Raw genomic sequence first — 12,452 nt, 5'->3', positions numbered from 1 at the left:
GCGGGTGCCAACTTTCGCCTGGAGCAGTGCCGGCAGGAATGCCAGCCACGCATTCCGAAAGTCCGGTATCGGATGTCGACACCAGTCGCTCCGTGCCCGAGCTTACGACGCTTCCAAGCAAAGGTATCGATGACCTCTCGTCTCGACGAAGCCCGGCGCGCGCTCAAGACCACCTTCGGCTACGACGATTTTCGTCCCGGCCAGGATGAGGTGATCGGCGCGGTCCTCGACGGGACGGACGTGTTCGCGGTGATGCCCACGGGTTCGGGCAAGTCGATGACCTATCAGTTGCCGGCGCTGGTGGAATCCTCCCTGACGGTGGTGGTCTCGCCCCTGATCGCCCTGATGCACGATCAGGTGCAGCAGATGCTGGGGTTCGGCGTGGCCGCGGCCACTCTCAACTCCTCGGTGGCGGAGGCGACAGCCCGCGAGACTTGGCGCCAAATCCGCTCCGGCGATCTGCGGCTGCTGTTCGTCTCGCCGGAGCGGTTGATGATGGAAGGCTTGATGGAGGCCCTGCGCGGGGCGGGCGTGCGGCGGTTGGCCGTGGACGAAGCCCACTGCGTCTCGCAATGGGGCCACGATTTCCGACCCGAATATCGCGATCTGTCGCGCGCGCGCGAGGCGTTGGGCAACGTCCAGACGCTGGCGCTCACCGCCACGGCCGACAAGGCGACGCGGGCCGACATCACCGAACGGCTATTTCCGGCCGGGCGGGAATTGAAGGCCTTCGTCCATTCCTTCGACAGGCCCAACATCCGCCTGACCTTCACGCCGAAGGACAATCCGACACGGCAGATCGAGCGGTTCCTCAAGCACCGCCGCTCGGAAAGCGGGATCATCTACTGCTCGTCGCGGAAACGCACGGAACAGCTCGCCGAGACCCTGGCCAAGGATGGCTTCAACGCCCTGCCCTATCATGCCGGCCTCGACCAGGGCACGCGCATGAAGAATCAGGACACGTTCCTACAGGAGGACGGGGTGGTGATGACCGCCACTGTGGCTTTCGGCATGGGCATCAACAAGCCCGACGTGCGCTTCGTCTGCCACGCCGACATGCCGTCCAATGTCGAGGGCTATTACCAGGAAATCGGCCGCGCCGGGCGCGATGGCCTGCCCGCCGACACGCTCACCATCTACGGCCTCGACGACATGTCCCTGCGTCGACGCCAGATCGACGAGAAGGACGTGCCGGACGAGCGCCGCCGGGTGGAGCGGCGCAAGCTCGAGGCGATGATCGCGCTGTGCGAGGGCGCCACCTGCCGGCGTCAGTCGCTGCTGGGCTATTTCGGCGAGGCGAGCGAGCCGTGCGGCCGCTGCGATCTGTGCCGGAGCGGCATTTCGCTCATCGACGCCACGGTGCCGGCTCAGAAGCTGCTTTCGGCGATCGTCCGCACCGGCCAGCGCTTCGGCGCGGCCTATGTCTGCGACGTGGTGCACGGCAAGGAATCCGACACGATCCGCCGCAACGGCCATGTCGCGCTGAAGACCTTCGGGGTCGGTGCCGACAAGCCGGTCACCGCGTGGCGCGCCATGCTGCGCCAGCTGTTCGCGGCCGGTGCCGTCTCGGAGAACGGCGATGGGTTCGGCGGGCTCTCCCTCACCGACAAGGGCGAAGCGATCCTGTTCGGGCGCGAGACCATCCAGATGCGGCCCGACCCGGAGCCGAAGGCCGCCGAACCACGCGACCGCAAGCGCTCGGCCACCCGTGACGACGCCAATCTCGACCTCGATCCGGCCACCGAAGCGCTGTTCCAGCACCTGCGCGGTCTGCGCGCCACCATCGCGCGTTCCGACAACATCGCCGCCTTCATGGTGTTTCCCGACCGGACTCTGATCGAGATGGCGCGGATGAAGCCGGTGGACCTCTATGCCCTGCGCACGGTCCACGGCGTCGGCGAGCGCAAGCGCGAGGCCTATGGCGATCGCTTCGTCGCGGCCATCGCCGAGCACCTCAACCACGCCGCCACCGGTTCGGGCTGATGCGGTTTCGCACTCGTCTCGCCTGACGTGGATCGTGTAGGGACGGGTTTGCTCTCGACGCCCCATCGCAACCGGACGGACGACCCATCTCCCAGGAATCACCTCATCTACCGCGTCAGGTCTTCTACATGCCCGGATTCGATCCGCGCGAGCCGGAGACCTATTGGGGGCTGTTCCGTCGCGAAAGCCGGCTGACCGCCGTCCGGCGCGGCATGGCGATCACGGTGAGCGATCCGCACCGGTCCGCCGACGGCCTCAGGCTGGATTGGGAGATCCGGGCCGACGACACCGAGACTCGGTATTGCCTGCTGCGCTGGGACGACATCGTCCGCGCGCGTTTTCCACGGTCGAATTGGCGCCGTCTCGTCGGGGCTCCGGTTCTGTGGTGGCGGCTCTACCGCACCGGCTACGTCAAGAGTTTCCGGAGCGAAGCCCGCCGCTTTGCCCGCGTCATCATCGGCGTTCACCGGATCTATGCCGCGCTCGTCCTGGCGAGTCTCCTTCTCGCCGCGAGCCTGCTGCGCCTCGTCCCGGATTTCGCCCTGCCATGGGCGGCACTGCTCGTGCCCGTGGTGGCCTACGCGATCCTGGCCTTGCTGATGGGGGCGACCCGGGGCAAGCCGTTCTATGTCGCCCATTTGGTGGACGACACCGCCTTCACCCACGACCATGCCGGCGGCGCCGAGCCCCGGATGCGTGATCGCCTCGATGCCTTTGCCACCACCATCGCGGCCGCCGAGGGTCATGCGAGCGAGATCGTGGTGATCGGTCATTCCTCGTCGAGCTTCCTCGGTCTCGAAGCCCTCGACCGCGTGCTGCTGCGTGACCCCGACTTCGGTTCACGCGGCACGCCGGTGTCGTTCGTGAGTATCGGCAGCGTCATTCCCTGGATCACCCTCGATCCGCGGGCAAAGGAAATGCGCGACGCCTTGGCGCGTGTCGCCGCTTCCGATGCGATTCGCTGGCTCGACGTGCGGGCGAAATGGGATTGGCTCTCGGTGCATCGGCGCAATCCGCTGAGCGCGTCCCGCATTCCGGCCCCGGCAGCGCACCGGCCAGCGGAAATCCACGTGCGGATCGAGGACCTCATCGAACAGCGCATCATCGCCCGGCGCAAATGGAACCTGTTCCGCATGCACTTCCAGCTTCTGATGTCGAGCCGCCTGCCCACGGCCTTCGATTACGTGGCGTTCGTTGCCGGGGCGGAGCCGGTCCACGCAGCCATCGACCGACTGCGCGCCGTGCCGATCGAAGGCGATGAGGACGCGTGATCCACGCCGATCCCGGTGAAGCGTGCGCGCCGTTCCGCGATCGCGTGTTGCCAGGGCGCGGCGTTACCCTCTAGAGCCGTCTCGACAAAGACGGACACGTCGGCGAGATGGCCGCGCAGAATCGTGTCGAGAGAGGCCGAATGTTCCGCAACGATGTTCCGATCACCGACGAACTGGTGCGTCAGCACGGCCTGACGCCGGACGAGTACGCGCGGTTCCGCGGCCTCATCGGGCGTGACCCGACCCTGACCGAACTCGGCATCGTCTCGGCGATGTGGAACGAGCATTGCTCCTACAAGTCGTCGCGAAAGCATCTGCGCGGGTTGCCGACCTCGGCACCGTGGGTGATCCAGGGGCCGGGCGAAAATGCCGGCGTCATCGACATCGGCGACGGGCTGGCCTGCGTCTTCAAGATGGAGAGCCACAACCACCCGAGCTTCATCGAGCCCTATCAGGGTGCGACCACCGGTGTCGGCGGTATCCTTCGCGACGTGTTCACCATGGGCGCGCGGCCGATCGCGGCGCTCAATGCCCTCCGCTTCGGGTCGCCAGATCACCCGCGCACCCGTCACCTCGTCTCGGGCGTGGTCGCGGGCATCGGCGGCTACGGCAATTCCTTCGGTGTGCCGACGGTGGGCGGCCTGATGGGCTTCCACTCGCGCTACGACGGCAACATCCTCGTCAACGCCATGGCGGTGGGTCTCGCCAAGACCGACGCGATCTTCTACGCGGCGGCGACGGGGGTCGGGAATTCCATCGTCTATCTCGGCTCGAAGACCGGCCGCGACGGCATCCACGGTGCCACCATGGCGTCGGCCGAATTCGACGAATCCTCGGAATCGAAGCGCCCCACCGTGCAGGTCGGCGACCCCTTCGCCGAGAAGCTGTTGCTGGAAGCCTGCCTCGAACTGATGGCGTCCGGCGCCGTCATCGCCATCCAGGACATGGGCGCTGCCGGCCTCACCTGCTCGGCCGTCGAGATGGGCGCCAAGGGCGATCTCGGCGTCGAGCTCCACATCGAGAAGGTGCCGGCCCGAGAGGCCGGCATGAGCGCCTACGAGATGATGCTGTCCGAGAGCCAGGAGCGGATGCTCATGGTGCTCAAGCCCGGCATGGAGGCCGAGGCCGAGGCGATCTTCGTGAAATGGGGCCTCGACTTCGCGATCATCGGCCACACCACCGACACGCTGCGCTTCGTGGTCAAGCATGACGGTGTCGTCATGGCCGACCTGCCGATCAAGGAACTCGGCGACGAGGCACCGCTCTATGACCGGCCGCACATCGCCAACACCCATCAGCCGGTGATCGCGTCCGCCGACGTGCCCGAGACGATGGGCAGCGCGGCGGCGCTGAAGGCGCTCATCGGCTCGCCGGACCTGTCGTCCAAGCGCTGGGTCTACGAGCAATACGACCACTACATTGGTGGCAACACGGTGCAGAAGCCGGGTGGCGACGCGGCTATCGTGCGTGTCGAGGACGGCCCCAAGGGCCTCGCCATGACGGCCGACGTCACCCCGCGCTATTGCGAGGCCGATCCGGTGGAGGGCGGCAAACAGGCGGTAGCGGAAGCCTGGCGCAACCTCACCGCCGTGGGAGCGCGGCCCCTCGCCATCACCGACAACCTCAACTTCGGCAATCCAGAGAAGCCTGAGGTGATGGGCCAGCTCATCGGCTGCCTCAAGGGGATCGGCGAGGCCTGTCTCGCCCTCGACTTCCCCGTCGTGTCCGGCAACGTGTCGCTCTACAATGAGACCAACGGCGTCGGTATCCTGCCGACCCCGACCATCGGCGGCGTCGGCGTCCTCGACGACGTGACGGTTCATGCCACCATCGACCTCAAGCGCGAGGGCGACATCCTGGTGCTGGTTGGTGCCACCGCCGGTTGGCTCGGCCAATCGGTCTATCTCGCTGTCATCGCCGGCCGTGAAGAGGGTGCGCCGCCGCCGGTGGATCTCGCCATCGAGCGCCGTAACGGCGATTTCGTCCGCGAACTCATCACTTCCGGCCGCGTCGATACGGTCCACGACCTGTCCGACGGCGGCCTCGCGGTGGCGCTCGCCGAAATGGCGATGGCCGGCGGCATCGGCGCCGCTCTCCCCGAGACCCCGGCCGGACTGGCAACTCATGCCTACCTCTTCGGCGAGGATCAGGCGCGCTACCTTCTCGCCGTCCACCCCGAGACCGTGCCGGACCTGCTCTACAGCGCCTCGGCACAGGGGATCGAAGCCGTCGCCGTCGGCGTCACAGGCTCCGACCGTTTGACGCTCCCCGGCGGCGAGACCATATCGGTGGCTGCGTTGCGCGACACCCACGAGGGATGGCTGCCGGCCTACATGGCGAGCCAGCCCGCCGGCGTTCAGGCCTGAGCGACCCAAAAGACCTCCAGGAGTTCAACATCATGCCGATGGATGCGCGCGAGATCGAAGACATGATCCGGCAGGCGTTGCCGGACGCGCAGGTCGAGATCAAGGATCTGGCCGGCGACGGCGACCATTATGCCGCCACCGTCCTATCGTCGGCCTTCAAGGGCAAGACGCGGGTGGCCCAGCACCAGATGGTCTACGGCGCGCTTCAGGGGCGCATGGGTGGCGTGCTGCACGCCCTTGCGCTCACCACCGGCCTACCCCAGGATTGAGGGACACGCCGAGGGAGACCTCGGAGGTCGAAGCCATCCTCCGACTGATCGTGGAAGCGGCGGCCTTGAAATCGACGAATCAATCCTGACCTGAACGGTGACGTAGGCCGTTCTTTAAATCACGAGGATCCTCATGAGCGACGCCAACACCCTGATCGAGACCGAGATCAAGTCCCAGGACGTGGTCGTGTTCATGAAGGGCACGCCGCAATTCCCCATGTGCGGCTTCTCCGGACAGGTCGTGCAGATTCTCAACTACCTCGAAGTGCCGTTCAAGGGCGTGAACGTCCTCGACGACATGGCGATCCGCGACGGTATCAAGGCGTTCTCGAACTGGCCGACGATCCCGCAGATCTACGTGAAGGGTGAGTTCGTCGGTGGTTGCGACATCACCCGCGAGATGTTTCAGTCGGGGGAATTGCAGCAATTCCTCGCCGAGAAGGGCGTTCCGGTGAAGGCCGCGACCGCCGCCTGACACGCCACAGACTGTCCGTAAGTCGATGAAGGGCGCGCGAGCGCCCTTTTTCGTGTCTGCAGCGCTTATCCGGTCTCGAGGCTTTGCAGGCCGGTTTCCACCCTTGCCGCCGACGAGCATCCCAAGGGCGGTCCGATAACCGGTGAAAACCATCGCTTTTGCAGCGCTTTGGAAACGCGCCTGCGCGGCCTTGCAGCGGCGTCGAAGGTATCAAAGACGCTGTCGTGTCGCCCCGTTTGGGGGTTCGCGAGCCAGAACCGCGATTACTGAAAACCGCAGCCGACCACTGTAATCACGTGCGCTGCCGCACTGCGAAACCTTTTGCGCAATGCGAACGTAAATTAATGGTAAATAATCGGGCGGTCACGGAACTTATTGCCGTTGTCCACATTGTATGCGAATAGCCGATTTCTGCGGACCCGATGAAGGGACGCAAGGCCTCAGGTCGAGTGACCGTCATGCCAGTTTTTGAATCCAAGAACTTAGACGCCGAATTCGAAGGCCACGCCTTTCTTGCCGCGATTCTGCACCCCTCGCAGGAGGCACAGAGCCGGGCCTTGACGCATGGCCGCAATCGCGCGGCACGCGGCGCGATGATGGCAGACCCGATGACGATGGAGCCGCGCCATCCAGTCGGTTTCGTCGAGATCGAGATTGAGACCCAAGCGTCTTAGCTTGGCGTTCCGGCTACACTTTCCTCGCCTACCATGTTTGTGGGGTGATGGTTCCCTGGCGTGTTACGACAACCCATGATTTACCCCGCCGTTCGATAGCCTCGATCCGACCGACACCCGGGACCACATCTCCCGGCCCGACCTCGACGAGCCGGCGCTTCCGATCTTCCAACATCGCGATCCCATCATAGACCTCACGCACCGCCCAATTTTCGGTCGGGGAAGGTTTGGGCTTGTCGGCGAGAGCCCCGGTTTGCGTGGGGTCCGACTGTGTAGTCGTCACAGGGCCCGCAGCGGGGGAAGCGGAGACCTGCACAGCCGGACGCTTTTCGCTCTGAGCGGTCCATGCAGTAATTTGCGCAGCCTGCTCTTTCTCTGCCTGTTCGAGCTTGTCGGCCAATGCGGCGATCTTGCCCGTCAAAGCCTGTTCTGCGCGTGTGATTCGCTCCGTCAATGCGGTGCCGCGGGTTCGGGCTTCGATGCGGGTCGCCTCGCCGCTGTCTTGCACCTGCGAAATGCTTTTACCGATCCGCTCCACCTGCGCCTGTGTGCGCTCGGTCTCGCCACGGGCGGCGTCGAGAGAGGTCTGGACCTGTACGAACGTGTCACCCGATCGGTCGCCATGGGCGCCGGCGAGGCTCGCCGCTCCGGCACCCAGCACCACACCGATGGCCAGTGCACCGCCGACCAAGCCGATCAGGCGCGGGTCGAACCTCAAACCGGCCTTGGGTTGCGGGATGCGGGCCGGCTCGACGGCCGCTTCCGTCACGAGCGTCGGCGCGGCGGGCTTGTGTGCCGCCTTGGCGCTCGTGATCACCTGCTTCAGCAGCGCTTCCGGCGAGGTGTCCTGATCCGTCATGACCAATGCTTCCCGATGGTGCAAGAAGCATTGGTTAAGGATACTTCTTTACGAAATCGTTACCACTGGCGCCCGATCAGGTGGCGAGACCGCGTTGGCGCAGCAGCGGATCGATGCTCGGCAGTCGCCCGCGGAAGGCGATGTAGGCCTCACCGGGATCACGCAGGTTGCCGGCTCCGTAGACGAATTTGCGCAGGCGCGCCGCAATCTCCGGATCGAAGATATTGCCGGCCTCGCGGAACGCGTCGAAGGCATCCGCGTCAAGCACCTCCGACCATAGGTAGCTGTAATATCCGGCCGCATAGCCGTCGCCCGAGAAGATATGCGCGAAATGCGGCGAGCGGTGCCGCATGGAGATCTCCGGCGGCATCGCGATCCGCTTGAGCGCATCGGCCTCGAAGTCCAGCACATCGAGCCCGTCTTCGCCGGCATTCGACAGGTGCAGGGTCATGTCGACGATCGCCGACGACGTGTATTCGATGGTGGCAAAACCCTGGTTGAAGGTGCGCGCGGCGAGCAGGCGCTTCAGCAGGTCTTCCGGCATCGGCTCGCCGGTGCGGTAATGGCGGGCGTGCTCGCGCAGAACTTCCGGCTGTTCGAGCCAATGCTCGTAGAGCTGCGAGGGCAGCTCGACGAAGTCGCCGGCAACCGCCGTGCCCGCCAACAGCGGGTAGGTCACGTCGGAGAGGAGCCCATGCAGGGCGTGGCCGAATTCGTGAAACAGCGTGCGGGCGTCGTCGAACGACAGCAGCGTTGCCTCACCCTCGGGAGCCTTGGCGAAATTCATCACGTTGACGATGATCGGCGTGATCGTGCCGTTGAGCCGCTCCTGCGAGCGGAAGGCGCTCATCCAGGCGCCGCTGCGCTTCGAGGCGCGGGCGAAATAATCGCCCAGGAACACCCCGACCTCGGACCCGTCGGCATTCCGCACCGCCCAGGCCCGCACGTCGGGATGGTAGCGCGGCACGTCCGCCAGTTCCTCGAACTGCAGCCCGAACAGGCGCGTGGCCGTATCGAACGAGGCGGCGATCACACCGTCGAGGGGCAGGTACGGCTTGATCTCGCCCTCGTCGAGGTTGTGCTCGGCCCGGCGCAGTTTCTCGGCGTAGTGGCGCCAATCGTGCCGTGCGAGGGCGAAGTTGTGCCCCTCCGCCTGCACCAATGCCTGAAGCCGATCGCGCTCGGTCGCCGCCTGATGGTGCGCCGGGGTCCAGACGTTGCGCAACAGGTCCATGGCGTTGTCGGGCGTGCGCGCCATGGTGTCGGAGAGCTTGAAGTGCGCGAAGCTGTCGAACCCGAGCAGCCGGGCACGTTCGGCGCGCAGGGATACGATCTCGGCAATAATGGCGCGGTTGTCGGTCTCGCCGCCACTCTCGCCGCGCTTCGACCACGCCGCGTAGGCCTTCTCCCGCAGATCGCGGCGCGTGGAGAACACCAGGAACGGCTCGATCAGCGAGCGCGACAGGGTGATGACGTGGGCATGCGTCCCACCGCGCTCCTTGGCTGCGGACGCTGCGGCCGAGCGCAGGAACGGCGGCAGGCCGGCGAGATCGTCCTCGCCGTCGAGCGGCAGCGCGAAGGCACCTTCGTCGGCAAGCAGGTTCTGGCTGAAGCTGGTGCCGAGTTCGGCCATGCGGCCGGCGATCTCGGCCATGCGGGTCTTGGCCTCGGGCGCGAGATCGGCGCCTGAGCGGCGAAAGCGTGTGCGGTAGCGGTCGAGAACCCGACGCTCCTCCGACCCGAGGTTCTCCGCATCGGCATCGATCACCGAGATGCGGGCCCACAGATCGGGGTTCAGGTAGATGGCGCTGCCGTGGCGGGCCAGACGCGGCGTGATCGCGCGCTCGACGGCCTGCAGCTCCGAATCGGTGTTGCTGCCGCTCAGGTTGAAGAACACGCTGGCGACCCGATCGAGATCGAGCCCGGCGCGCTCCAGGGCGGCGACGCTGTTGTCGAAGGTCGGCGCATCCGGATTGTTCGCGATGGCGGCGATCTCGGACGCGTGGGCGGCGAGTGTCGTCTCGAAGGCCGGGAGATAATGCTCGGCGCGGATACTCTCGAAGGGCGGTAGCCCGTGCGGGGTGGTCCAGACGCGATCCGCGAACGGACCGATCGTTGCGCTGCTGGTCGGGGGGCTCGCCGCAGCGTCGGAGGCGTTGGGTGTCTCGGCAGTCATCGTCATTCCTGGTCGTCGGTCGTCCGCACGGCGCTAAGGTAAGCACGCGACGGCCGAGCGCAAAGGCGAACGGCCGCCGTTTGATGACGAGCGTGGATTCCGTGTCATTGCCCGGATCGGACAACACCCCGATCGTGCGCGCCTGACTGGCCCTCCGAGACACCTCGCGAGGCCGGATCGGGATTGGATCGGGATGCACCCGCCTCGCTCGTCTGCTGCCACTTCGTCGGCCCTACTCCGCTGCGCGCTGCTGGCGCTCCTCCTCGACGCATCCGGGGCCTTGGCGCAGCAGGCGGGAATCGTGCCGTCCGACGCCACCGCGATCCCGATGCCGCCGCCGGTTCCGCCTGTGCGTCCTGCCGAACTGACCAAGGTGCCGGATGGACCGCCGGCCAATCCCGTGGCGGATGCCCCGCTCCCGCCCGAGCGGCCACCGGAACTCTCGGGTACCCCCAAGGCCCCGGAGACCGCGAAAACTCCCGAGCCCAAAACTCCCGAGCCCAAATCCTCCGAAGTGCTGCCGGCTCCGGAGCCGGGCGCCCTCCCCCTCCCCCCGCCGCGCCCGGCCGAGCTTTCGGTCGAGACGCCGCTCGCCCTGACGGTGGCGGCCCCGGACGACACTGCCTGCCGCCAACGCCTGGAGCGCCTCGGTGCCGCGTTCGCGCCGCTGCCGGCCATCGCCAACGGCCAATGCGGCGCGGCCAAGCCGCTCAAGCTGTCGAGCCTGGCCGGCGGCCTCGCCCTCGATCCACCGGCGACCCTCGTCTGCGGTGCGGCCGAAGCGTTGGCTCGCTGGGCTACGGAGGCCCAGGTGGCAGCCGAGCGCGATCTCGGGCGGCCGCTGAAAAGCCTGTCGGTGGGCACCTCCTACGAGTGCCGCGGCCAGAACCACGATCCCGATGCCAAGCTGAGCGAGCACAGCTTCGCCAACGGCATCGACGTGATGGGCTTCGGCTTCGCCAACCGCGCCGCCATCGCCGTGGTGGCTCTCCCCGAGGGTGCCCCGGAGGCGACGTTCCTCGCCGCGGTGCGGGCCAAGGCCTGCGGCTACTTTCGAACCGTGCTCGGGCCGGGTTCAGACCCGGCGCACGCCAACCATCTCCATCTCGATGAGCGCGAGCGCCCCGCGGGACACCGTCTCTGCCAATAGGGTGATGGAACGGCGGGGTCGCGCTGCAGCTTATCAGCAGGGCCGTGCGGCCTATGGAGACAACACTCGTGACTCTGCGTCGGATCGTGACACGCGGCGGCCTCGCGGCCGTTGCATTGGCTTGCCTCTCGGGCACGGCATTGGCGGAGCAGGCCAGGCCTGCGGACAAGGCTGACTCGGCGGGAAAGGCCGAGCCGAAGGACCAGCCGCCGCTGACCCGCGAGACCATCGACGGGGCGACGTTCAGCGCGCCGAAAGAGGACGAGAAGACCGAGAAGACCGCCGGACGGGACAAGGCGCCGCAGCCGCTCCTGATCAAGGTCCAGGTGCTCCTCGACCGGGGCCATGCCTCGCCCGGCGCCATCGACGGACGTGACGGCGACAATATGCGGGCCGCACTGACCGCGTTCGCGGCGATCCAGAACCTTCCGAAGCCCACCGGCCTCAGCGCGGACCTGCTCGACAAGCTCCAGGCTGCGAGCACCGGTCCGGTTCTGGCCGAGTACACGATCTCCGAGGCGGATGCGGCCGGTCCCTACGTCGACAAGATCCCGGCAAAGATGGAGGATCAGTCCGACCTCGACGCCATGGGCTATACCAGCCCCCGTGAAATGCTGGCCGAACGCTTCCACATGGCGCCCGACCTCCTCACCGCCTTGAATCCCAATGCGGATTTCGGCCGGACCGGGACTAGCATCCTGGTGGCGGCGGTGAAGCCGATGGAGACCGGCAAGCCGGGAGATTCGGACAAGAAGGAATCCGGCAAGAAGGAGCCTGGCAAGAAAGACTCCGAAAAACCCGAGAAGGACATCGTCCGCATCGCCGTCGATAAGGACAGCCATCAGGTCCGTGCCTTTAGCAAGGACGGGACGCTGCGGGCCACCTATCCCGCCTCCATCGGCAGCGAGGAGAAGCCGGCCCCCTCGGGCGAGGCCACCGTCGAGGGCGTCGCCTTCCGGCCAACCTATACCTACAACCCGAAGTACAAATTCGACGGGGTCAAATCGAAGTCGAAATTCACCATCGCGCCCGGCCCCAACAATCCGGTCGGACTGGTGTGGATTGACCTGTCGATCCCCTCCTACGGCATCCACGGCACGCCGGAGCCCGAGAAGGTCGGCAAGACCGAGTCGCATGGCTGTATCCGACTGACCAACTGGGATGCGCGCGATCTCGCTTCCCGCACCGAACGCGGCGCGAAGGTGGAGTTCGCGGACAAGTAGCCCGCG

General features: G+C 66.4%; 10 protein-coding genes. 8 read left to right on the top strand and 2 right to left on the bottom strand.

What is annotated here, in order from left to right; genetic code table 11:
• Positions 1-129 precede the first annotated feature (129 nt).
• The 6 genes from recQ to G3T14_RS02495 all read left to right on the top strand — a co-directional run bounded on the left by recQ (position 130) and on the right by G3T14_RS02495 (position 7,038).
• Positions 130-1,983: a DNA helicase RecQ gene (recQ, locus tag G3T14_RS02520; protein WP_163639680.1), complete on the top strand. Its 1,854-nt coding sequence runs from the start codon at positions 130-132 to the stop codon at positions 1,981-1,983.
• A gap of 128 nt (positions 1,984-2,111) precedes the next feature.
• Entirely contained in the window at positions 2,112-3,254 is a 1,143-nt protein-coding gene (locus tag G3T14_RS02515; RefSeq protein WP_163639678.1) for a hydrolase, read from the top strand.
• A gap of 140 nt (positions 3,255-3,394) precedes the next feature.
• Positions 3,395-5,620, top strand: a complete 2,226-nt coding sequence (gene purL / locus G3T14_RS02510) for a phosphoribosylformylglycinamidine synthase subunit PurL (protein WP_163639676.1) — start codon at positions 3,395-3,397, stop codon at positions 5,618-5,620.
• Positions 5,621-5,652: 32 nt separating this feature from the next.
• A complete protein-coding gene (locus tag G3T14_RS02505) occupies positions 5,653-5,889 on the top strand; it encodes a BolA family transcriptional regulator (protein ID WP_163639674.1) in 237 nt (78 codons plus the stop codon).
• 133 nt (positions 5,890-6,022) lie between these two features.
• Positions 6,023-6,364 (top strand): Grx4 family monothiol glutaredoxin, encoded by a 342-nt coding sequence (gene grxD, locus G3T14_RS02500; RefSeq protein WP_163639672.1) that lies wholly within the window; start codon positions 6,023-6,025, stop codon positions 6,362-6,364.
• A gap of 422 nt (positions 6,365-6,786) precedes the next feature.
• Positions 6,787-7,038, top strand: a complete 252-nt coding sequence (locus G3T14_RS02495; RefSeq protein WP_246732863.1) for a hypothetical protein — start codon at positions 6,787-6,789, stop codon at positions 7,036-7,038.
• 28 nt (positions 7,039-7,066) lie between these two features.
• On the opposite strand, the gene G3T14_RS02490 is transcribed toward G3T14_RS02495, so the two are convergent.
• Positions 7,067-7,897, bottom strand: coding sequence for a hypothetical protein (locus G3T14_RS02490; RefSeq protein WP_163639670.1), 831 nt, complete (start codon positions 7,895-7,897; stop codon positions 7,067-7,069).
• A 76-nt stretch (positions 7,898-7,973) separates the two neighbouring features.
• On the bottom strand, positions 7,974-10,073 hold the full coding sequence (locus G3T14_RS02485) for a M3 family metallopeptidase (protein ID WP_163639668.1): 2,100 nt from the start codon (positions 10,071-10,073) through the stop codon (positions 7,974-7,976).
• Between the two features lie 193 nt (positions 10,074-10,266).
• Here G3T14_RS02485 and G3T14_RS02480 point away from each other — a divergent pair, with 193 nt between their 5' ends.
• Together G3T14_RS02480 and G3T14_RS02475 are read left to right on the top strand one after the other, a co-directional pair.
• Positions 10,267-11,223: an extensin family protein gene (locus G3T14_RS02480; protein WP_163639666.1), complete on the top strand. Its 957-nt coding sequence runs from the start codon at positions 10,267-10,269 to the stop codon at positions 11,221-11,223.
• Between the two features lie 68 nt (positions 11,224-11,291).
• Positions 11,292-12,446, top strand: coding sequence for a L,D-transpeptidase (locus tag G3T14_RS02475; protein WP_348645196.1), 1,155 nt, complete (start codon positions 11,292-11,294; stop codon positions 12,444-12,446).
• Positions 12,447-12,452 lie beyond the last annotated feature (6 nt).

It is taken from the genome of Methylobacterium sp. BTF04 (assembly GCF_010692745.1).
Classification (GTDB): domain Bacteria; phylum Pseudomonadota; class Alphaproteobacteria; order Rhizobiales; family Beijerinckiaceae; genus Methylobacterium.
This window is presented reverse-complemented; position numbering and strand designations above follow the sequence as displayed.

Excerpts from the sequence above, each read along its gene's own strand:
- recQ (WP_163639680.1), top strand. The coding sequence starts at position 130 with ATGACCTCTCGTCTCGACGAAGCCCGGCGCGCGCTCAAGACCACCTTC.
- G3T14_RS02515 (WP_163639678.1), top strand. The coding sequence starts at position 2,112 with ATGCCCGGATTCGATCCGCGCGAGCCGGAGACCTATTGGGGGCTGTTC.
- purL (WP_163639676.1), top strand. The coding sequence starts at position 3,395 with ATGTTCCGCAACGATGTTCCGATCACCGACGAACTGGTGCGTCAGCAC.
- G3T14_RS02505 (WP_163639674.1), top strand. The coding sequence starts at position 5,653 with ATGCCGATGGATGCGCGCGAGATCGAAGACATGATCCGGCAGGCGTTG.
- grxD (WP_163639672.1), top strand. The coding sequence starts at position 6,023 with ATGAGCGACGCCAACACCCTGATCGAGACCGAGATCAAGTCCCAGGAC.
- G3T14_RS02495 (WP_246732863.1), top strand. The coding sequence starts at position 6,787 with ATGAAGGGACGCAAGGCCTCAGGTCGAGTGACCGTCATGCCAGTTTTT.
- G3T14_RS02490 (WP_163639670.1), bottom strand. The coding sequence starts at position 7,897 with ATGACGGATCAGGACACCTCGCCGGAAGCGCTGCTGAAGCAGGTGATC.
- G3T14_RS02485 (WP_163639668.1), bottom strand. The coding sequence starts at position 10,073 with ATGACTGCCGAGACACCCAACGCCTCCGACGCTGCGGCGAGCCCCCCG.
- G3T14_RS02480 (WP_163639666.1), top strand. The coding sequence starts at position 10,267 with ATGCACCCGCCTCGCTCGTCTGCTGCCACTTCGTCGGCCCTACTCCGC.